We start from the raw sequence: 22125 nt of genomic DNA, 5'->3' as shown, positions 1-22125 counted from the left end.
GCGGGCAGCTGAAACATTCCGACACGCATGAATACCAATATTGACGAATCGATAAAATCAGCGCCCGAGTCCCGCCTTGAGCATCTCCAGCATATCCCCCGGCGACATGCGCGCCGCCATCTCGGTCCCTTCCAGCAGGCTGTCGGCCAGGTCGCGCTTGTGGCGGTGCAGGTCGACGATGCCTTCCTCGATCGTGCCGCGCGCGACCAGGCGGTAGATGGTCACCGGCCGCTGCTGGCCCATGCGGTGGGCGCGATCGGACGCCTGGTCCTCGACCGCCGGGTTCCACCACGGGTCCATGTGGATCACGTAGTCGGCCGCCGTCAGGTTGATGCCAACGCCGCCCGCCTTCAGGCTGATGAGGAACAGGTCGCCCTCGCCGGCCTGGAAGGCGTCCACGCGGCGCTTGCGTTCCTGGATCGGGGTCGATCCGTCCAGGTACTGGTAGGCGACGCCCTGGGCGTCGAGATACTGGCGGATCAGGGTCAGGTGGTCGACGAACTGGCTGAACACCAGCACCTTGTGCCGGTTCTCGAGCAGGTCCGTGGTCAGGCGCGCGAAGGTCGCCAGCTTGCTGCTGGCGATGCCGGCGCCGGGCGCCACCAGCTCGGGATTGCAGCAGGCGCGGCGCAGCCGCATCATCTCGGCCAGGATCTCGATCGCCTTCTGTCCCTCGGGCGCCTCGAGCGCGGCCAGCTTGTCGAGGGCCTGGCGCCGCAGCGATTCGTACAGCGCGTTTTCCTCGGCGCTCAGTTCCACCGGGACCACGATCTCGGTGCGCGGCGGCAGCTCGGACAGCACCTGCGCCTTGGTGCGGCGCAGGATGAAGGGCGCGGTCAGGCGTCGCAGGCGCGCGCGCGCGCCTGCTTCGGCGCGTTTGTCCTGGGCTTTCTCGATCGGGCGGGCGAAACGCAGCTGGAACTGGTCGGCGCTGCCCAGCAAGCCCGGATTGATGAAGCGGAACAGGTTCCACAATTCTCCCAGGTGGTTTTCCAGCGGCGTGCCGGTGGCCGCCATGCGGAAGTCCCCCTGCAGCGCCATCACCGCCTGCGAGCGCTTGGTGTGCATGTTCTTGATCGCCTGGGCCTCGTCGAGCACGATGCTGTGCCAGCGCCGGCCCTTGAAGCGCGCCGCTTCCAGCTGCAGCAGGCCGTAGCTGACCACGACCACGTCGAACGGCCCCGCGTCGTCGACCGTGGCGGCGCGTTCGCCGGGACCGAACAGCTTCAGCTTCAGGGTCGGCGCGAAGCGCGCCGCCTCGTCGATCCAGTTCAGGCACACCGAGGTCGGCGCCACCACCAGCGCCGGGCCGTCCTTGGCGCGCGTGAGCAGCAGCGCCAGCGCCTGCAGCGTCTTGCCGAGGCCCATGTCGTCGGCCAGGCAGGCGCCCACGCCCCAATGGGCCAGGCGCGCCAGCCACTGGAAGCCTTCGATCTGATAATCGCGCAGCTCGGCCTGCAGGGTGGACGGCAGTTCGGGCAGATGCGCCGCATTGTCGGCCATGCGTTTCAGGTGCCCCTGCCAGGCCTTGTCGGCGTCGACGTGGCCGGCGTCGCGCGCCAGCTCGTCCAGCGCGAAGCTGGCCAGCGCATGGGTGCGGATGCCGTCGCCGTGCAGTTCGCCATACGCGCCCAGCTCCGTCAGGCGCCGGTGCAGCTCGTCGGACAGGGCCAGGTATTCGTTCTCGCCCAGGGCCACGAAGCGGCTGCCGCTCTCCTGGATCTTTTCCAGCAGCGTGCGCAGGTTCATCACGCGGCCTTCGTCGATGACCACGTCGCCGCTGGCCGTGAACCAGTCGCGTTCGCGCCGGATCTGCACCCGCACCGACTTCGTCGTGGCCTTCTTCGTGACCCTGAACTTTTCTCCCTCGGGCCAGGCGACCACGATGGCGTCGGCATCCAGCGCGCGTAGCTGGTCGACCAGCTCCAATGCCAGCAGCGGCTGGCCGAGCAGCCATTCGCCGTGGTCCGGCTCCGCGTGTTCGAGGGCCTGGCATTTGCCGATCAGCTGGCGCTCGGCTTCGCGCTCGGCGTTCAAGTCGCGCCGCGCTTCGGTGCGGATGCCCTCGACGTCGGCGATCACATTGGCCGCGCCTTCCCCAGGGCCGTAATAGGCGCCGTCCGGCAGGGGGCGCACCAGCAGCTGCATACGCATGCCCTGCTGGTAGGGACGCAGCAGCACGTGCAGGCGCGGGTCGGCCGGCACGGTCTCGATATCGCTGCTGCTGGCGCCGATGTCCGATTGCACGGTGACGATCGACGACACCGCCCCGATCGCGCGCAGCACGCGGCGCTCGGCCGCCATCGGCACCGTCAAGCCTGCGCCGACGATGGCGGCGATGCGTCGGTGCTCGTCCCTGACGTGCACCAGGCGCAGGCGGGTCGGCGTCTCGCGCGTGACCACGACCTCGCCGTCGCCGTCTTCCACCGGCGGATGCAGCACGATCGACACCATCTCGCCCTGTTTCTTGACCAGCAGTTCCGGCTCGCCCGGCAGCAGCTCGACCCGGGTGCCGGGCGAATCCATCCAGAACAGCAGCGGATGGCCGACCAGGGCGGCCAGCGCCTTGTGCACCTCGAGCTCGAAACGGATGCCGCTGCCGGCGTAGTAGCGGCGGCCGGCGATCGCGTTCACCGCCTGCAGGTCTTGCGCGGTGAGGAAGTCGAGCGCGGCGCCTTCCTCGGCCAGGCGTTTCAGGCCCATGGCGCGGCCGCGGCTCCAGCCGCCTTGCGCGTCGCGCTTCTGCTCGCGCGGCTCCAGCTCCTGCACCCCCAGGTGCGGGTCGTAGCGGATCAGCCAGACCAGGCGCGACTCGCGGACGTTTTCCACGTTCGCCGCCGGCTGCAGGTTGATCAGGGCGTTCAGCTGGCGTTCCCACGGTTCCTCGCGCGCGAACCAGCCGGTCATGTCGGGCAAGCGGTGCCTGCGTCGCAGTTCACTGGCGCGCGCTTCGTGGGCCAGGTGGCCGGCCTGGCCCATCTGCGCCAGCACGCCGGCCAGCTGGGCCGACCACAGGTCGAAGCCGGCCGCCTCGGATTGCAGCAGCATGTCTTCCAGCCGTGCGCGCTGGTCGTTCAATGCGGGCAGGGCCAGCCAGTGATGGATCAGGGCGCGGAACACGGTCGGTTCCAGCGACAGCTCCCAGCTGCGCGTGCCGAACAGCGCGGCGTCGACGGTGCCGCGCTGGATCTCGTGCAGCATGCCGAGCTGGAACCAGACCGCGTTGTCGGGCCGCTGCACCGCGCGCGTCTCGATCTCGAGCCAGGCATCGGCCAGCTTGCGGTAAGCCGGATCGCTGCTGCGCAGCAGGGCGGCCATCGCGATGTGCGCGCAGTGGCCGTCGAACACGGCCTTGCGCTTGCCCGTTTCGCGCCTCAACTGCTTGAGGGAGGCGTCGATCCCGGCCAGGCCGCTATCCAGATCGTCGCGCAGCACCTGCACCACGCTGCGCAGGAACAGGCCGGGCGAATCGCCTGTTTCGTTCACCAGCGACAAGGCGTCATCCAGGCGCCCGCACAGGATGTAGTGCTCGCCCAGCGAGCGGCGCAGCGGGCTTTCCGGGCTGCTGCGCGCCACCAGTCGCTCGGCGTACTCGCGTACCGCTGGCGCAAGCTGGGGTTCGCTGCGCGCATGCATGACCAGGATGTGCAGGATGCCTTCGCGCAGGCGCGGGTGGATGCGCTCCATCATGCCTGGCGCGAACGGGCGCGCGCAGACGTCGACCAGCGGATGCAGGTAGCTCGCCTCATGGCAGCGCTGGCAGGCGTCCAGCAGGGGGGAAACGACGTCGTGTTCCTGTCCGGTCAGCAGGGCGATGCGCAGCAGCGCCAGGCCCTGGCGGTAGCTGCGCAGCATCAGGTTGCCCTGCCAGTCGCGCCGCACGGTCGAGACCTGGCCATAGGCCGCGGCCACGCTATCGAACAGGCCATCGTCGAGAGCCGCGTCCAGCACCGGCCAGGACAGCTCGGGCGCGATGGCGGCGCCGCGCTCGCCCATCTCGACCACCAGCTTGCGCTCGCGCAGGCGCGCCAGTTCATCGACCCATTGCGCGATCGGCAGCGCCACCCCCAGCGCCCGCATATGCTCCAGGATGCGCTGGCGGCCCATCGGTTCGCCCGCGATCGCCAGCACGACCAGCAGCGCCCGTTCTTCCGCCGTGCAGGCGGCCAGGCGCGCGTTCACATCGTCAGTCGTCATGCGAGGTTGTCGATCTCCACCGCCGGCAGGCCGTCCGGCACCGGGATGCCGAACACGCGCAGATAGAAGTACAACTCCGCTTCCAGCGTGCGCACCACGCTGTCTGCCTTGCGGAAGCCATGGCCTTCGCCTTCGAGCGTCAGGTAGGCCACCGGCAGCTTGCGCGCGCGCAGCGCCTCGACCACGCTCTCGGACTGCTGCGGCGGCACCACCTTGTCGTCCAGGCCCTGGAAGAAGATCATCGGCCGCCGCAGTTTATCGGTATGGTGGATCGGCGAGCGCTCGCGGTACACCGCCGCGGCGGTTTCCGGCGGCGCGATCAGGTACTGGTTGTAGTGCGACTCGAACTTGTGCGAGTCGGCGTCCAGGCCGGCCAGGTCGGACACGCCGTAGTAGCTGGCGCCGGCCTTGAAGACGTCGTGGAAGCCGAGCGCCGACAGCACGGTCAGGCCGCCGGCGCTGCTGCCGCGGATCAAGAGGCGTTCGGGATCGACGATGCCCTGCGCCGCCAGGTGGCGCGCGCCGGCCACGCAATCCTCGACGTCGACCACGCCCCATTGATGCTTGAGCAGGTTGCGGTAGGCGCGCCCGAAGCCGGTGCTGCCGCCATAGTTCACGTCGAGCACGGCGAAGCCGCGGCTGGTCCAGTATTGGGTGGACAGCTTCAGGGTGCTGGCCGCCATGCCGGTCGGGCCGCCGTGGCCGATCACGATCAGCGGCGGCAGTTCGCCCGCCGGGGGCGCGTGGTCGGCATTGGTCGGCGCGTAATAGAAGGCGTGGGCGGTGCGACCATTCGCACTCGGATAATCGATCGCCAGCGGCACCGACAGGTAGCCGGTGGCCGGCAGTTGCGGGATCGAATGGGCCAGCACCTCGCTGCTGTTGTTGGCCAGGTCGATCCGCGCCAGTTCCGGCGCGATGGTCGGCGCGCCGCCCAGCACGGCCACGGCGTCGCCCTGCACCCGCAGCTCGCGGATCTCTTCGTACGGCGACTCCAGCGGCAGCAGCTTGCCGTCCGACAGGCGCGCCAGATAGCTGACGCCTTGTTCGACGTAGGCGCACACGATCTCGTCCTCGGAACGGAAGCCGTACAGCGAACCGCCGAAACTCCAGTGCGGGCCGCCGAATTCGGCATCGACCGGGCACAGCGCATGCACCACGCCGTGGTCGTAGCGGTACAGGTTCCACCAGCCGCTGCGGTCCGACACGAAGTGCAGCACGCCGCCGGGCGACCACTCGGGCTGGCAGATCGATTCGTCGGGGCCGCCCGCGACCAGGCGGCCGTTCACCAGCGTCCCATCGGCGGCCACGTCGGCCAGCCACAGTTCCGTGCCTTCCCACGGCATGCGCGGATGGTCCCAGCACAGCCAGGCCAGCTGGCGGCCATCGGGCGACAGGCGCGGCGCCGCATAGAAGTCGTTGCCGTCCACGAGCACGGTCTCGACACCGTCGAAGCCGACCGCGGCCAGCGTATTGACGGGGTGGGCGGCGCCGGCCGAATGGTCCTCGCGTACCGCGACCAGGCGCTGGCGCGCGCCGTCGAGCACGAAGTCGGCGAAGCGGTGGCCCGTGCCCTCGGCGCTCACGGCGACCGGCTGTCCGCCGATCTCGACCCGGTACAGGCGGTTGTCCACATGGTGCGAGAACCAGGCCACGCCGCCCGCCAGCAGGCAGGCGCCGCCGCCGTATTCATGGACGCGGCTGCGCACATTGAAGGGCGCCGGCGTCAGCTCGCGCGTGCCGGCGGCGTCGTGCACCATGAGCGTCGTGCGTCCGCCCTCGCTGGCGCGGCCTTCGAGCCAACCCAGGCGCGGACCGTCGAGCATCGTTTGGGACAACGGCACCGCGCCAGCCGCGACCACCGCGGCGCTGATCGGGGAGGGCCAGGCGCCGCAAGGCAAAGGATGTTTGCTGGTGGCAATCGTCATGATCCGGACTCTTTCCTTGGTGGGGGCGCCTATTATAGTGTTCGCCCAAGAATGCGATAATAGCCGTTTCCTTACCAACGCCATTGTCAGCCATGCCACAATTTGCCCCGCTCCAGAACGACACCTTCCTGCGTGCGCTGTTGCGCCAGCCAACCGACTACACCCCGGTATGGCTGATGCGGCAGGCAGGCCGCTACCTGCCGGAATACCGCGCCACCCGCGCGCGCGCCGGCTCGTTCCTGGGGTTGGCGAAGAATCCCGACTACGCCACCGAAGTCACGCTGCAGCCGATCGACCGCTACCCGCTGGACGCGTCGATCCTGTTCTCGGACATCCTGACGGTGCCGGACGCGATGGGCCTGGGCCTGTATTTCGCCGACGGCGAAGGCCCGAAGTTCGAGCGTCCGCTGCGCAGCGAGGCCGAAGTCAACGCCCTGGCCGTGCCCGACATGGCGTCGCTCGACTATGTGTTCAAGGCGGTGACCTCGATCCGCACCGCGCTGAACGGCCGCGTGCCGCTGATCGGTTTCTCGGGCAGCCCGTGGACACTGGCTTGCTATATGGTCGAAGGCGGCGGCTCGCGTGAATTCCATACGGTCAAGAAGATGCTGTACAGCCGTCCGGACCTGATGCACCGCATCCTGGACATCAATGCGCAGGCCGTGACCCAGTACCTGAACGCCCAGATCGACGCCGGCGCCCAGGCCGTGATGATCTTCGATTCCTGGGGCGGGGCGCTGGCCGACGGCGCCTACCAGGAGTTCTCGCTGGAGTACATGCGCAAGATCGTCGCCGGCCTGAAGCGCGAACACGACGGCGTGCGCATCCCGGCCATCGTCTTCACCAAGGGCGGCGGCATCTGGCTCGACGAGATGGCCGACATCGGCGCCGACGTGCTGGGCCTGGACTGGACCATGAACCTGGGGCGCGCGCGCAAGCTGGTGGGCGACCGCGTGGCGCTGCAGGGCAACCTCGATCCGGCCATCCTGTTCGCCGAACCGGACCAGATCCGCGCCGAAGTCGAGCGCTCGCTCGCCGCCTATGGCGCGCCGTCGAGCGGCCATGGCCACGTGTTCAACCTGGGCCACGGCATCTCGCAATTCACGCCGCCGGAATCGGTCAGCGCCATGGTCGACGCCGTCCACAGCTTCAGCCGCAAGCAGCGCGCCGCCTGAGTCATCCTCCGGACTGGCGGCCCTCTTGACAAGGCCGCCAGTCACCCCCTCACTTGTTCACAACTTCCTAAAAGCGGGTAAAAATTCCTGTGGACATCTCAGCATCTTCTGAATCAACGTAAAACGATGATTTATAAGTGTTTTTTGCTTGAGGGTAGTGCTGAGTGCGTCCTGCACCACAAGGTTGTCCAGTAGAATTCAGCCAATTTTGGCTCTTGTTCACAAAGTTATCAACAGACGTTTTAGCAATGGGGAAAAGTGCTTGGTTTACCGGGACTTAGCGTGCTTCTTCAAGTATTGCCTTAGGTTTGTGATGCAACGCAGCGAGTTTTCCACCTCCGCCACCCCAGTTATGCACAACGCGGAAAAAGCCCTCGAGCTTGTTAACAGGTGTCAGGGTGAATATGCAAGTCATTGATTCATAAGAAAAAAATTCTCTTGAATTTGAGAATTATCGATTGCGACTTGATCTAACGTAAACCTTTGATGGGGTCAAGTCCCACGCTATTCACAAAGTTTTCCACAGATTTGCACAGGGCCCAGATTGTCAACCAGCACCGATAGCACGCATTGCTTCCTCGAAGTCGTGCTCGATACACCGCTGAACAGCAGTTTCGACTACCGCTGGCCATGCCGGCCGGGCGAAGAACCGCTGCCCGGCCAGCTGGCGCTGGTGCCGTTCGCGCGCCGCGAGGTCATGGCGCTGATCGTGGCGGTCAAGTTCGAGACCGATGTCGCGCCCGAAAAACTGAAGGATGCGCTGGCCGTGCGCAGCCAGCTGTCCCCGCTGCCGGAGCGCTGGATCGCCCTGGCGCGCTTCGCCGCCGACTACTACCAGCGTCCGCTGGGCGAGGTGGCGCTGCCCGGCCTGCCCAAGAACCTGCGCGTGCCCAAGACGGTGGCGCTGGACCGGGCCCTGAAAAAACTGGCCAAGCTCGACCAGGCACAAGATGCGACGGCGGTCGACATGCCGGTGCTGAACCCCGCCCAGCAGGAGGCGGCCGCCGCGATCGGCGGCGCCGACGGCTTCACGCCGCTGCTGCTGTGGGGCGTGACCGGCAGCGGCAAGACCGAGGTCTACCTGCAGGCTTGCGCCCGCGTGCTCGCGCGCGACCCGCAGGCGCAGATCCTGATCATGGTCCCCGAGATCAACCTGACGCCCCAGCTCGAAGGGAATATCCGGGCCCGCTTCCCGGGCATGATGCTGGCCACCCTGCACAGCAGCCTGTCCGAGGGCGAGCGCATGCTGCACTGGCTGGCCGCGCATGGCGGCCAGGCGCGCATCGTGCTCGGCACCCGGCTGGCGATCCTGGCCTCGCTGCCGAACCTGCGGCTGATCGTGATCGACGAAGAGCACGACCCCTCGTACAAGCAGCAGGAAGGCTTGCGCTATTCGGCGCGCGACCTGGCCGTGTGGCGCGCGCACCAGCTGGGAATCCCGATCGTGCTCGGCTCGGCCACGCCGTCGCTCGAATCCTGGCATCACGCGCGCTCGGGACGCTACCGGCGGCTGGACCTGCGCGAGCGCGCCGTGCGCGACGCCGTGCTGCCGAAAGTCAGGCTGGTGGACATGGAACGCGACCGCCCGCGCGACGGGCTGACGAGCGAGGTGCTGGCGGCCCTGCGCGGGCGGCTGGAGCGCGGCGAGCAGTCGCTCCTGTTCCTGAACCGGCGCGGCTACTCTCCGGTGATCTGTTGCGACGCCTGCGGCTGGATCAGCAACTGCACCCGCTGCACCGCCTTCATGGTGCTGCACAAGCCCGAGCACCGGCTGCGCTGCCACCACTGCAGCCTGGAGTTGCGCATTCCGCGTTCCTGCCCGACCTGCGGCAACGTGGACCTGCAGCCGCTGGGACGCGGCACCCAGCGCGTGGAAGAGGGATTGCAAGCGATGTTCCCCGAGGCGCGCATCCTGCGCATCGACGCCGACTCCACGCGCCTGAAGGGCAGCGCGCAAGCCGCCTTCGACAGCGTGCACCGGGGCGAGGTGGACATCCTGATCGGCACGCAGATGGTCGCCAAGGGCCACGACTTCAAGAAGCTGACCCTGGTCGGGATCCTGAACCCCGACACCGCCCTGTTCTCGCAGGATTACCGCGCCAGCGAGCGCCTGTTCGCCCAGCTGATGCAGGTGGCGGGGCGGGCCGGCCGCGCCGGCGCGCCGTCCGAGGTGCTGGTGCAGACGCGGTATGCGCAGCATCCGCTGTACGGCGCGGTGATGCGCCACGATTACGAACGTTTCGCCGGCCAGCTGCTCGAAGAGCGCAAGGAAGCAGGCCTGCCGCCCTTCATGTACCAGGCCTTGCTGCGGGCCGAGGCGAAGGAGCTGCCGATCGCGATCGCATTCCTGGAAGCGGCGCGCGACTGCCTGCCCAGCGACGCCATCCTGATCAACGACCCGATCCCGATGACGATGACGCGGGTCCACAACATGGACCGCGCCCAGCTGCTGGTCGAGTCCAGCTCGCGGCCCGCGCTGCAGGCCTTCCTGCGGGTCTGGATCGATCAGCTGCGGGCGATGAAGTCGCGCGTGAAGTGGTCGCTCGAGGTCGACCCGCTCGACATTTAAGTCAAGCCGCAGCCCTGGCGCCGCTGCGGCGGCGCTTGGCATAGCCCATCAGCGCCAGGCCGGCGCCGAGCAGCAGGCCGGTGGCCGGTTCGGGCACTTCGCCAGGTTCTTCCCCGGCTGCCGGTTCCACGTTGAAGGTGATGGTGCCGAAGTCCCACTGGCCGTCCACCCCCAGCAGATCGTCATAGTCTTCGAAGAATTCCAGGCGCAGGATGCCGTCGACGCCGACTTCGAACGCCAGGCCCAGGTCGACCAGGTCGGCGAACCCCGAGTAGCTCAGGGTGCCCGGGAACCACTCCGCGATGCCCGGCGTGAAGAACACGCCTTCGGTCTGCTTGGAATTTTCGAAAGCGACGACCATGTCCGCCAGCCAGCTCGGCGAATCGGCGGTCAGGGTGAAATCGTAGGCGATGCTGGTGACGAGCGAGTTGGCGCCGATGTCGAGCAGGACGACCGTGTTGTCGGCGTCGCCGCGCAGTCCATGACTCTGGATGCCGGTGACATCGAAGGTGATCGGCGCGGCGAACAGCGACGACGAGGCGAACAGCGACAAGCTGACAAGCAGTTTCTTGAAGGTAGCAAGTTTCATGACGATCTCCCTGGTTGTGGAATTCACCGATGAGCAACAAGCGTGCCGGGGGACGTGGCTTCTTGCAATCAACTGATTTCTAACGAGAAATTAATAAAGTATGGCTGCGATACCGGAGGGTATGTAAAGTTGCTCGACATGCAATATGAATACGGTGCCGGATGCGGGGCCGACCCGGCGCATGCGGCAGGGCCGGATTCGCCACCGGCAGCGGCAAAATAGCGTATCGTTTTGCCTGTCATTAGCGCAGCAGCGGAGACCAGCAATGAAACAACTGAACGTGGACGTCGCCATCATCGGCACCGGCACCGCCGGCATGACCGCCTACCGCGCCGCCAAGGCGCAAGGGGCGCGCACGGTGGTGATCGAGAGCGGCCAGTACGGCACCACCTGCGCCCGGGTCGGCTGCATGCCGAGCAAGCTCCTGATCGCGGCGGCCGAGGCGTCCCACGTGATCGACACCTGCGCGCCATTCGGCGTGCATGCCGGTGAAAAACGCATCGACGGCCGCGCCGTGATGGAACGGGTCAAGCGCGAACGCGACCGCTTCGTCGGCTTCGTGCTCGAAGGCGTGGAGGCGATGCCGGTGCAAGACCGCCTGCAGGGCCGGGCGCGCTTCACCGGCCCCTGCACGCTGGTGGTCGACGACCACACCGAGATCCAGGCCGGCCGCATCGTGATCGCCACCGGCTCCACGCCGCTGCGCCTGCCGCAACTCGAGAACGTCGGTCCCGGCGTCGTCACCAGCGACGACGTGTTCTATTGGGACGACCTGCCGCGCTCGGTGGCCGTGATCGGCACCGGCGTCATCGGTCTCGAACTGGGCCAGGCCATGGCGCGGCTCGGCGTGCGCGTGCGTTTCTACGCGCGCGGCGGCAGCATCGCCAACATCACCGATCCGGAAGTGCTGCGCTGCGCGGGACGGGTCTTGATGGAAGAACTCGACATCGCCTTCCAGACCGAGGTGGTCGGGGCCGTGCAAAAGGGCGACGAGGTGGCGCTGACGGTGCGCGATGCGCTGGGCAAGGAAAGCACCGAGCGCTTCCAGTACGTGTTGATGACGGCCGGCCGCACGCCGAACGTGCATGACCTGGGACTGGAGCATACGGGGCTGGAGCGGGGGCCGGACGGCATCCCCGTGTTCGATGCGCGCACCATGCAGTGCGGCACCAGCAACATCTTCATCGCGGGCGACGCCAACAACGAACGCCCGCTGCTGCACGACGCGGCCGACCACGGCAAGATCGCCGGCGACAACGCGGGCCGCTACCCGGACGTGCGTCCGGGCCTGCGCCGCGCGCCGATCGCGGTCGCCTTCACCGAGCCGAACATCGCCACCCTGGGCAAGAACTACAAGGCCCTGTGCGCCGGCGGCCAGCGCAAGTTCGCGGTCGGCAGCGTGTCGTTCGCCAACCAGGGCCGCAGCCGGGTCATGTTGCAGAACAAGGGGATGTTGCGGGTGTATGCCGAGTATGGCACCCGGCTGTTCCTGGGCGCCGAGATGATCGCGCCGCGCGCCGAACACCTGGCCCATCTGCTGTCATGGGCATTCCAGATGCGCCTGACGGTCGACCAGATGCTCGAGATGCCGTTCTACCACCCGGTGATCGAGGAGGGCGTGCGCACCGCGCTGCGCGACCTGGCCGCCAACCTCTCCAAGGGCGAGAGCCAGACCGATGCGGCCGATACCGAGCCCGGCACCTAACGCAGGATGGAAGGCTGCGCCCTCCACGCGGTCGGCGCAGCGAATTAATTCAGCAACGCAGTGTTCAGCTTGCCTTCGCTGGCGAGCTTGCGCAGGATGCGCACCGTGTCGAGGTCGGCTTCTTCATATGCCGACTTCTTGAACTCGTCATACATCGCATTGGCCGGATCGACGTGCTCGCCGGTGCCGTCGTCGTAGCAAAAACGCACCAGCAGCATGGCGTTGGTCGGCGCTTCGATGATCATGCGCAGGCTCGAGGCCGCGATCTCGCCCTGGGCCGGCACCTCATAGCGCACTTCCTGCAGCGGGGTCAGGAAAACCTGGTCTTCGATCACCAGGTCGCCGAAGGTCAGGCGGCGGCGGAAAGCGCCCGCCTCGCGCTCGACGATCTCGCTGGCGTCCAGGTGCGGAATGAACATCTTCGGGTCCTCGGCGCGCAGGACCAGGCCATGCCAGACCTGCTCGCGGGTGAGGGTGTCGATCAGCGGGTTCATCGGGTCGTTGATTTCTACGAGATGTTCGAATTTCATAGGGCGTATGTCCAGAAAATAGAGCCGCAGCGGAGCAAACCGCAAAGGACGCATGTTACTCGATTGCGCGCCCGCGCGTCCGGCGTCGTCCGCTCGGGCCATCCCGGCCGGTGTTGCAATCCGCAGTGTTGCAATCCGGTTTATGCGGCGCGCGCCATCGCCCGCTGAGCCCGCCAGATTGTTACAATCGCTGCCTGTCCCTCCAGAAATAATTCCCATGTCCAATGCACCAAGATTCGGCCTCAACGGGCCGCAGAGCGAAGCCGCGCTATACCTCGACGGCCCATGCCTGGTGCTGGCCGGCGCCGGCTCGGGCAAGACCCGCGTGATCACGCAAAAGATCGCCTACATGATCGAGCATTGCGGCTACGATCCGCGCACCATCGCCGCGCTGACCTTCACCAACAAGGCGGCGCTCGAGATGCAAGAGCGCATCGGCAAGCTGCTCAAGCAGCCCAAGCAGGCCAAGCAATTGACCGTGTCCACCTTCCACTCGCTGGGCGTCAAGATCCTGCGCCAGGAAGCGGCCGGGGTCGGCTTGAAGGACAAGTTCTCGATCATGGACAGCGACGATTGCTACACCATCGTGTCGAGCCTGGCCCTGACCACGGACAAGCAGGAAATCCGCGCCATCCAGAACGCGATCTCGCTGTGGAAGAACGGCCTGGTCGACCCGGAAGACGCGATCAAGGCGGCGCGCGACGAGGACGAGGCCCTGGCCGGACGGGTCTACCGCAGCTACGTGGCGACCCTGCAGGCTTACCAGGCGGTCGACTTCGACGACCTGATCCGCCTGCCGGTGGAACTGTTTCGCAATAACGAACCGATCCGCGACCGCTGGCAGCGGCGCCTGCGCTATCTGCTGATGGACGAATACCAGGACACCAATACCTGCCAGTACGAGCTGGTCAAGCTGCTGGTGACGGGCCTGGGCAAGAAGCCGATGTTCACGGCGGTCGGCGACGACGACCAGGCGATCTATGCCTGGCGCGGCGCCTCGGTCGAAAACCTCAAGACGCTGGGCGACGATTTCCCCGACCTGAAGGTGATCAAGCTCGAGCAGAACTACCGCTCCACCACCCGCATCCTGCAGGCGGCCAACGCCGTCATCGGCAACAACCCGAAGCTGTTCGAGAAGTCGCTGTGGTCCGAGCACGGCCTGGGCGAGCCGATCAAGGTGCTGGGCATGCAGAACGACGACCAGGAAGCCGACCAGGTCGCGATCATGATCTCGGCCGACCACTTCCAGCGCAAGAACAAATGGACGGACTACGCGATCCTGTACCGCGGCAACCACCAGGCGCGCGTGATCGAACAGGCGCTGCGCAAGGAGCGCATTCCCTACACGATGTCCGGCGGCCAGAGCTTTTTTGACAAGGCGGAGATCAAGGACATCATCGCCTACCTGCGCCTGATCGCCAACCAGGACGACGACCCGGCCTTCATCCGCGCCGTGACGACGCCCAAGCGCGGCGTCGGCATGGCCACGCTGGAAGTGCTCGGTGAGTTTTCCAAGCAGTGGAACTGCTCGCTGTTCGAGGCGGCGAGAAAGGGCGGTATCGAGGCCAAGCTGGCCGAGCGCCAGCTGGGGCCGCTACGCGACTTCTGCCACTTCATCGCCGAGCTGGAAGACCGCGCCACCCGGCCGGGGCCATCGGGCAGCGGCGACCATGCGGCCGAGGTGCTCGACGACATGATGAAGGAGATGAACTACGAGCACTACCTGTACGAAAACTTCGACGACCGCGCGGCCCAGGGCAAGTGGCAGAACGTGCTCGAGTTCACCAACTGGCTGAAAGACCGCGGCCGTGGCGGACGCGACCGCGATGGCGAGGAAAAGAACCTGCTCGAACTGACCCAGATGGTGGCCCTGATGTCGATGCTCGAGGGAGCCGACGAGGAACAGGATGCCGTGCGCATGTCGACCCTGCACGCCTCCAAGGGACTGGAATATCCGCACGTCTACCTGGTCGGGGTGGAAGAGGGCATCTTGCCGCACAAGGGCGATCCGGACGCGTCGGTCGAGTCGATCGCGGCGCGGATCCAGGAAGAGCGCCGCCTGATGTATGTGGGCATCACGCGCGCCCAGCGCACGCTGCACGTGAGCTGGTGCAAGCGCAGGAAACGAGCGGGCGAACTGGTCAATTGCGATCCCTCGCGCTTCATCAAGGAGATGGCGCTGGACGTGGGCGAGGCGGCGCCGATGGAAAGCGAAATCCTGAGTCCCAAGGAAAGATTGGCGAACCTGAAAGCCTTGTTGGCAACACCCAGACCGGTTCCTGAATAAGTTGGAAATTGAACGTTGCGCGTAAGCCTTGGCGGATCGACAAGACCTGCGCACGATTGAAATCGCATTTGACTTCGACTGTCGAGCAAGAAATACTTGCCCGAATGCGAGTTTTTCGATAGCTAAAGTTCCACGGCAATTGCTGTGTGGCAAGCGCAACGTTTTCTATTCCGATTCATGGCCACCGTTTCCGATATCACCGACACCCCGCTCTCGGGCTTGAACCACATCGACGCCCTGCTGGACAAGGGGCCCGACTGGAATTACCTCAGCAATTCCAACGCCAACGTCCTGTTCTACACCTTCTCGACGGCGTCGGGCAACGAAACCGGCAAGACCGGCCAGGAAGCGTTCAGCGCCGCCCAGCAGGCGGCAACCCGCGCCGCCTTCACCTATCTGCAGCAAATTACCGGCATCGAATTTCGCGAGACGGGATCCGGGACGGCGGCCCAGATTCACCTGGCGAACATCGATCTCGAGGGCCAGTACACGACCGGCCTGTGCAGCTGGCAGGCCGGCTACCGCTCGACCTCGAACGGCACGCTGACCGAGTACACGGCCAACGCCTATGTGTACCTGGACAACGCCGAGCGGCGCCACATCACCGAGAACCTGACGGCGGGCACCCAGGGCTATGAAACCCTGTTGCACGAGCTGGGCCACGCACTGGGCCTGAAGCATTCTTTCCGCGAGGGTGTGGCAGGCGAGATCGTTTTGCCCGGCAACGAAAACAATACCAGCAACACGCTGATGTCCTACGACTCCCTCGGCGGCTGGCACAGCACCTACAGTCCCTATGACATCGCCGCCTTCAACTGGCTGTACGGTGGCGACGGCCTGCGCGGAGAGCTCGGTCTCAACGGCAGCGGCGGTCGCTATATCACCGGCAGCTATAAGGACGACGTCCTGGTGGGCACCCAATTCAACGACACTTTGCAAGGTAATGGAGGCAACGACATGATCGACGGCGGAGCAGGAATCGATACGGTGGTCTACAACGGCAACCGCAACAGCTATACGTTCGGCACCCTGGCCGATGGCGGACTAGCGGTCTCGGGAGCGGAGGGAACGGATACCCTGCGCAATATCGACTGGCTGCAGTTTGCCGACATGAAGGTCGAGCGCGCCAACGTGGTGAGCTCGGACACGGTGGCCCCAGCGGCGCCGGTGATGGCGATCACCCAGAACGGGCTGCTGTATGCGAACAGCAACCGGCCGCTCATCAATGGCACTGCGGAAGCGAATGCCACCATCAAGGTCTATATCGGCGACCGCCTGATCGCCACCGCCACTGCCGACGCCAATGGCTTGTGGAATGCCCGGGCCACGGAAACGCTGGCGGATGGCTTCAACTACCAGGCATTCGCGACCGCGACTGACGCGGCGGGCAATGTGTCGGCGAACAGTGCGGTAGTGCCTTTCCACGTGGACGCCACGGCGCCATCCGTCCCGACGGTGAGCGCGACGCTGGCCGCCGGCGGCAACCGTCCGGTGTTCACCGGCACCGGCGATGCCGGCACCACGATCGAGCTGTATCGCGACAGCGACTTTACCAAGATCGGCAGCGCGGTCGTCGGCGCCGACGGCAAGTGGGTGCTGAACTCGCATCCACTGCCCAATGGTAATTACAATGTTGTCGTCACCTCGCTCGATGCCGCGGGTAATGCGCGCGCCGGACAAGCCACCGTCAGCCTGGCGATCAACAACAACGGTTACCAGGCCGGCACCGCCAATGGCGACACCATCACCATCAATCCCGGCAGCACCGCGGTGGACGCGGGCGCCGGCATCGATACCGTCGTGTTCAACGGCAACCGCGCGGACTACAGGCTGCGCGACGAGACCTGGGGCTTCTCGGCGACTGCCGCCAATGGCGAAGTGGACGGCCTGTTCAATGTCGAGCGGATCAAGTTCAACGATGGCTACAAGGCGATCGACATCGACGGCGCGGCCGGCGAAGTGTTCCGCCTCTACCAGGCCATCTTCGACCGTGCGCCTGACCTCGGCGGCATGGGCTATTGGCTGCACCGCCGGGATACGGGAACCGAGCTGATGCAGATTGCCAAGGAGTTCATGAGCATCACGGCGCCGGACGGCACCATCGAATTCGAGACGCTGTACGGAAAGAACTTGAGCAATGAACAATTCATTGTCGAGCTGTACGACAATGTGCTGAACCGCGCTCCCGATGCCGGCGGCCAGGCCTACTGGCTGCAGCAGATCCAGCTGCACAGCCGCGAGCAGATCCTCATGGCGTTCAGCGAGAGCCCGGAAAACAAGGTGAACGTGGTCGAGCTGATCGCCCAGGGCATCGACTACGTGCCTTTCGCCTGATCGGCGGCGGCAAGGCTGGCATAATGCCGGCTTTGCCGGAGTCCGCCATGACCCAGGAAGACCGCTTCGTCAGTCTCGAAATCAAGCTCGCCCAGCAGGAAGACCTGTTGGACGAGCTGAACAAGACCATCTACCGCCAGGATCGCCGCATCGACCAGCTCGAGGCGATGGTCGCCAAGCTGGCCGACCACGTGCGCACCCTGCGCGACGCCGGCCAGGCGCCCCTCAACGAACGTCCACCGCATTACTGACGCCGCGCCGCATGGCCGGCCTGGCCATGCATACATGTCTTTACGCGCGTAAGTACGGGGCGTGTTTCCTGATACATTGCAATACTTTTTAATTGTGACGGTGGGCATGCAAGCCTGCTATGATCTTCAGCGCACTGCCGTCGAGCTAGCCCCGACGGCGCCTTCCCTAGTGTTCGCGAAAGACCTCATGACCCGTCCACAACTGCTCATCATCGCAGCCAGCGTGGCGCTGGCGCATGCAACCGCAATTGCCGCCCCCGCCGCTCCCGCGCTCGACGCCTCCAACCCCTTCGCCCAGCCCAGCAGCCTGCCGCTGAACTACCCGGCCTTCGACAAGATCAAGGACGCGCACTTCCTGCCCGCCTTCCATGCCGGCATGCGCGAAGAACTGCGCGAAGTCGAAGCGATCGCGGGCGACAAGGCCGCGCCTACTTTCGAGAACACCATCGTGGCGCTGGAACGTTCCGGCCAGCTGCTGGCGCGTGTGGTCGCGACCTTCTCGAACCTGCAGGGCGCCAACACCAACGACACGCTGGACGCGGTCGACCGCGAGATGTCGCCCAAGCTGGCGGCCCACTCCGACGCCATCCACCTGAACCCGAAACTGTTCGCGCGCGTGAAAGCGCTGCACGACAAGCGCGATACGCTGGGCCTGGACGCCGAGTCGGTCCACCTGCTCGAGCGCTATTACAAGGAATTCGTGCGCGCCGGCGCCAACCTGTCCAAGGCCGACCAGGCCAAGCTGAAGAAATTCAATGGCGAGATCGCCTCGCTGCAGTCGGACTTCCAGCAGCGCGTGCTCAAGGGCGCCAATGCCGCGGCCCTGATCGTGAACACCCGCGCCGAACTGGCCGGCATGAGCGATGCGCAGATCAGCGCCGCCGCCGACGAAGCCGCCAAGCGCGGCCAGAAAGGCAAGTTCGCGATCCCGATCGTGAACACCTCGAGCCAGCCGGCCCTGTCGTTCCTGACCTCCCGCGCCACGCGCGAGCGCCTGATGAAGGCGTCGCTGGAACGCGGCACCCATGGCGGCCAGTTCGACACCACGGAGCAGGTGCTGCGCCTGGTCAAGCTGCGCGCCGAGCGCGCCGTGCTGCTGGGCTACCCGAACTTCGCGGCCTATTCGCAGGAACTGGAAACCGCGCGCAACCCGGCCGCCGTCAACAAGCTGCTGGGCGACCTGGCCGCGCCTGCCGTCAACAACGCCAAGAAGGAAGCGGCCGAGATCCAGAAGGTCATCGACAAAGAGGGCGGCAAGTACCAGGTCGCCGCCTGGGACTGGCCGATGTACCAGGACAAGGTGCGCGCCGCGACCTTCAACTTCGACGAGAGCCAGCTGCGCCCTTACTTCGAATTGAATCGCGTGCTGGTCGACGGCGTGTTCTTCGCCGCCACCAAGGAATTCGGCATCACCTTCAAGCAGCGCACCGACCTGCCGGTGTACAACCCGGACGTGACCGTGTACGACATCTTCGACGTCGACGGCAAGCCGTTGGCGATCTTCATCTTCGACCCCTATGCCCGCGGCAACAAGCAGGGCGGCGCCTGGATGAACGAATACGTCTCGCAGTCGCACCTGCTGGGTCACAAGCCGGTGATCGGCAACCACCTGAACATCCCCAAGCCGCCGAAGGGCGAGCCGACCCTGCTGACCTACGATGAAGTGGTCACCACCTTCCACGAGTTCGGCCACGCACTGCACGGCATGTTCTCGAACGTGAAGTATCCGAAGTTCTCGGGCACCAACGTGCCGCGCGACTTCGTCGAGTATCCGTCGCAGGTCAACGAGATGTGGGTGACCTGGCCCGAGGTGCTGGCCAACTACGCCAAGCACCACCAGACCGGCGCGCCGATGCCGAAGGATTTGCTCGATAAAGTCGTCGCTTCGAAGAAGTTCGCCCAGGGCTACCGCACCACCGAATACCTGGCCGCGGCGCTGCTCGACCAGCGCTGGCACCAGCTGACCCCGAGCCAGATCCCGACGGACGTGCTGTCGTTCGAAGCCAAGGCGCTGCAGGATGCCGGCGTGGCCTATCCGCCAGTGCCGCCGCGCTACCGCACCGGTTACTTCTCGCACTCGATGGGCGGCGGCTATTCGGCCGGCTACTACGCCTACCTGTGGAGCGAGCGTCTCGACGCCGAGACCGTCAAGTGGTTCACCGAAAGCGGCGGCCTGACCCGCAAGAACGGCGATCACTTCCGCAAGACCCTGCTGTCGCGCGGCGGCACCGCGGAAGCGATGGACCTGTTCCGCGACTTCCGCGGCCGCGATCCGGAAATCGGACCGCTGCTCGAGCGCCGTGGCCTGGTCGAGACCAAGCCTTCCGGCAACTGATATCGCGCCGCCCTCATACGCTGTCACGAGCAGCGGGTGAGGGCGGCGTGCTATTTGCAGTACTTCTTTCCCACAACGCACAAGAGACACAATGAACCGTCCACAAATGCTGCTGATCGCAGCCAGCGTCGCCATGGCCACCTTCTCCTTCGCCCAACCCGCCGCCGCGGCCCTGGAAGCGTCGAATCCGTTCGCCAAGCCGAGCACCCTGCAGTACGGCTACCCGGCTTTCGACAAGATCCGGAACGAGCACTTCGCGCCGGCCTTTGCCGAAGGCATGCGCCTGGAAGCGCTCGAGGTCGCGAAGATCGCCGACAACAAGGCCGCGCCGACCTTCGAGAACACGATCGTGGCGATGGAGCGTTCGGGCGAACTGCTGACGCGCGTGCGCTCGGTGTTCTCCGCCCTGACCGGTTCGTACACCAACGACACCCTGCAGGCGCTGCAAAAAGACCTGGCGCCGAAGTTCGCCGCCCACGGCGATGCGATCCGCCTGAACCCGAAGCTGTTCGCGCGCATCAAGACCCTGCACGACAAGCGCGATTCGCTGGGCCTGGACGCCGAATCGAAGTTCCTGCTCGAGCGCTACTACAAGGACTTCGTGCGTTCCGGCGCCAATCTGTCCGAGGCCGACAAGGCCAAGCTGAAAGGCTACAACGCCCAGCTGGCGGCGCTGCAGACCCAGTTCAGCCAGAACGTGCTGCGTGAAGTGAACGCCTCGGCCTTCGTGGTCGACACCCGCGAAGAGCTGGCCGGCCTGCCGGAAAAAGCGATCGAAGCGGCCGCCGTGGAAGCGAAGAAGCGCGGCCTGGACGGCAAGTTCGTGATCCCGGTGGTGAACACCACGCAGCAGCCGGCGATGGCGCAGCTGAGCGTGCGCGGCACCCGCGAGAAGCTCTTGACCACCTCGATGATCCGCGGCGCGCGCGGCGGCGAATTCGACAACCGCAACGTCGTGCTGCAGCTGGCCAAGCTGCGCGCCGAGCGCGCCGAACTGCTGGGCTACGACAGCTACGCCGCCTATTCGCTGGAAGACCAGACCGCCAAGGACACCGCCTCGGTCAACAAGCTGCTGGGCGACCTGACCGCGCCGGCCGTGCGCAACGCCAAGAAAGAGGCTGCCGAGATCCAGCAGGTGATCGATGCCGAAAAAGGCGGGTTCCAGGTGGGCGCCCAGGACTGGAGCTACTACAGCGACAAGGTGCGCACCGCCAAGTACGCCTTCGACGCCAACCAGCTCAAGCCCTACTTCGAGTTCAACAACGTGCTGGAGAAGGGCGCCTTCTTCGCCGCCAACCAGCTGTGGGGCATCACCTTCAAGCAGCGCACCGACCTGCCGACCTATGATCCGGACGTGCGCGTGTACGACGTGTTCGAGGAAAACGGCGAGCACCTGGCGATCTTCGTGATCGACCCGTATGCGCGTTCGAACAAGCGCGGCGGCGCCTGGATGAGCTCCCTGGTCGACCAGAGTTTCCTGCTGAACCAGAAGCCGGTCATCACCAACAACCTGAACCTGACCAAGCCGGCCGCCGGCGAACCGACCCTGCTCACCTGGGACGAAGTGCGCACCACCTTCCACGAACTGGGCCACGCCACCCACGGCTGGTTCTCGAAGGTGAAGTACCCGCGCTTCTCGGGCACCAGCGTGCCGCGCGACTACGTCGAGCTGCCGTCGCAGGTCTACGAGATGTGGATGGCCTGGCCTGAAGTGCTGGCCAACTACGCGAAGCACTACCAGACCGGCGCGCCGATGCCGAAAGAGCTGCTGGACAAGCTGCGCGCCGCCCAGCGCTTCAACGAAGGCTACCGCACCACCGAGTACCTGGCGGCCGCGGTGCTGGACCAGAAATGGCACCAGCTGGGTTCGAAGCAGATGCCGAGCGACGTGATCGCCTTCGAGCAGCAGGCATTGAAAGAGGCCGGCCTCGATTTCGCGCCGGTGCCGCCGCGCTACCGCAGCACCTACTTCTCGCACGCCATGGGCGGCGGTTACTCGGCCGGCTACTACAGCTACCTGTGGGCCGAGCGCCTGGACGCCGATGCCGGCGAGTGGTTCAAGGAAAACGGCGGCCTGCTGCGCAAGAACGGCGACGTGTTCCGCCAGAAGGTGCTGTCCAGGGGCGGCACCATGGACGCGGTCGAAATGTACCGCGACTTCCGCGGCCGTGACCCGGTCATCGAGCCGCTGCTGGAGCGCCGCGGCCTGAACTAAGCCGCCCGGC

General features: G+C 65.9%; 12 protein-coding genes. 8 read left to right on the top strand and 4 right to left on the bottom strand.

The genetic code is table 11. From position 1 onward, the window contains the following. Positions 1-57: 57 nt before the first annotated feature. Entirely contained in the window at positions 58-4197 is a 4140-nt protein-coding gene (locus KY496_RS17850) for a DEAD/DEAH box helicase (protein ID WP_219861830.1), read from the bottom strand. Further along, positions 4194-6125 carry a prolyl oligopeptidase family serine peptidase gene (locus tag KY496_RS17845; protein WP_219861828.1) on the bottom strand — a complete coding sequence of 644 codons (1932 nt, stop codon included), beginning with the start codon at positions 6123-6125 and terminating at the stop codon, positions 4194-4196. The genes KY496_RS17850 and KY496_RS17845 overlap by 4 nt, the downstream gene beginning before the upstream one ends. 92 nt (positions 6126-6217) lie before the next feature. On the opposite strand from KY496_RS17845, the gene hemE reads away from it, so the two are divergent. Beyond that, entirely contained in the window at positions 6218-7300 is a 1083-nt protein-coding gene (gene hemE, locus KY496_RS17840) for a uroporphyrinogen decarboxylase (RefSeq protein ID WP_219861826.1), read from the top strand. 544 nt (positions 7301-7844) lie between these two features. Further along, the gene (locus KY496_RS17835; RefSeq protein WP_219861824.1) at positions 7845-9869 is read left to right on the top strand and encodes a primosomal protein N'; all 2025 of its coding nucleotides are present in this window, start codon (positions 7845-7847) and stop codon (positions 9867-9869) included. Between the two features lies 1 nt (position 9870). Here KY496_RS17835 and KY496_RS17830 read toward each other — a convergent pair whose 3' ends face one another. Beyond that, on the bottom strand, positions 9871-10458 hold the full coding sequence (locus tag KY496_RS17830; protein WP_219861823.1) for a PEP-CTERM sorting domain-containing protein: 588 nt from the start codon (positions 10456-10458) through the stop codon (positions 9871-9873). Positions 10459-10723: 265 nt separating this feature from the next. Here KY496_RS17830 and KY496_RS17825 point away from each other — a divergent pair, with 265 nt between their 5' ends. Continuing rightward, entirely contained in the window at positions 10724-12163 is a 1440-nt protein-coding gene (locus KY496_RS17825; RefSeq protein WP_219861821.1) for a dihydrolipoyl dehydrogenase, read from the top strand. A gap of 44 nt (positions 12164-12207) precedes the next feature. Here the strand turns inward: KY496_RS17825 and KY496_RS17820 are convergent, their stop codons facing one another. Beyond that, entirely contained in the window at positions 12208-12693 is a 486-nt protein-coding gene (locus tag KY496_RS17820; RefSeq protein ID WP_071361054.1) for an SRPBCC family protein, read from the bottom strand. Positions 12694-12910: 217 nt separating this feature from the next. On the opposite strand from KY496_RS17820, the gene KY496_RS17815 reads away from it, so the two are divergent. From KY496_RS17815 to KY496_RS17795, 5 genes are all read left to right on the top strand, one after another. Further along, positions 12911-14980: a UvrD-helicase domain-containing protein gene (locus KY496_RS17815; protein ID WP_219861819.1), complete on the top strand. Its 2070-nt coding sequence runs from the start codon at positions 12911-12913 to the stop codon at positions 14978-14980. Positions 14981-15157: 177 nt separating this feature from the next. Further along, the gene (locus KY496_RS17810; protein ID WP_219861817.1) at positions 15158-17314 is read left to right on the top strand and encodes a DUF4214 domain-containing protein; all 2157 of its coding nucleotides are present in this window, start codon (positions 15158-15160) and stop codon (positions 17312-17314) included. Between the two features lie 47 nt (positions 17315-17361). Next, a complete protein-coding gene (locus tag KY496_RS17805) occupies positions 17362-17565 on the top strand; it encodes a SlyX family protein (protein ID WP_005664422.1) in 204 nt (67 codons plus the stop codon). 187 nt (positions 17566-17752) lie between these two features. Beyond that, positions 17753-19900 carry a M3 family metallopeptidase gene (locus KY496_RS17800; protein ID WP_219861815.1) on the top strand — a complete coding sequence of 716 codons (2148 nt, stop codon included), beginning with the start codon at positions 17753-17755 and terminating at the stop codon, positions 19898-19900. A 91-nt stretch (positions 19901-19991) separates the two neighbouring features. After that, positions 19992-22115 carry a M3 family metallopeptidase gene (locus KY496_RS17795; protein WP_219861814.1) on the top strand — a complete coding sequence of 708 codons (2124 nt, stop codon included), beginning with the start codon at positions 19992-19994 and terminating at the stop codon, positions 22113-22115. Positions 22116-22125: the final 10 nt, after the last annotated feature.

The sequence above is a fragment of the Massilia sp. NP310 genome (assembly GCF_019443485.1).
Classification (GTDB): domain Bacteria; phylum Pseudomonadota; class Gammaproteobacteria; order Burkholderiales; family Burkholderiaceae_D; genus Telluria; species Telluria timonae.
The sequence above is the reverse complement of the archived record's forward strand: the minus strand, read 5'-3'. Positions and strand labels throughout refer to the sequence as shown.

Bases quoted from the DNA above. Each gene is read 5' to 3' on its own strand.
- KY496_RS17850 (WP_219861830.1), bottom strand. From the start codon at position 4,197: ATGACGACTGACGATGTGAACGCGCGCCTGGCCGCCTGCACGGCGGAA.
- KY496_RS17845 (WP_219861828.1), bottom strand. From the start codon at position 6,125: ATGACGATTGCCACCAGCAAACATCCTTTGCCTTGCGGCGCCTGGCCC.
- hemE (WP_219861826.1), top strand. From the start codon at position 6,218: ATGCCACAATTTGCCCCGCTCCAGAACGACACCTTCCTGCGTGCGCTG.
- KY496_RS17830 (WP_219861823.1), bottom strand. From the start codon at position 10,458: ATGAAACTTGCTACCTTCAAGAAACTGCTTGTCAGCTTGTCGCTGTTC.
- KY496_RS17825 (WP_219861821.1), top strand. From the start codon at position 10,724: ATGAAACAACTGAACGTGGACGTCGCCATCATCGGCACCGGCACCGCC.
- KY496_RS17820 (WP_071361054.1), bottom strand. From the start codon at position 12,693: ATGAAATTCGAACATCTCGTAGAAATCAACGACCCGATGAACCCGCTG.
- KY496_RS17815 (WP_219861819.1), top strand. From the start codon at position 12,911: ATGTCCAATGCACCAAGATTCGGCCTCAACGGGCCGCAGAGCGAAGCC.
- KY496_RS17810 (WP_219861817.1), top strand. From the start codon at position 15,158: ATGGCCACCGTTTCCGATATCACCGACACCCCGCTCTCGGGCTTGAAC.
- KY496_RS17805 (WP_005664422.1), top strand. From the start codon at position 17,362: ATGACCCAGGAAGACCGCTTCGTCAGTCTCGAAATCAAGCTCGCCCAG.
- KY496_RS17800 (WP_219861815.1), top strand. From the start codon at position 17,753: ATGACCCGTCCACAACTGCTCATCATCGCAGCCAGCGTGGCGCTGGCG.
- KY496_RS17795 (WP_219861814.1), top strand. From the start codon at position 19,992: ATGAACCGTCCACAAATGCTGCTGATCGCAGCCAGCGTCGCCATGGCC.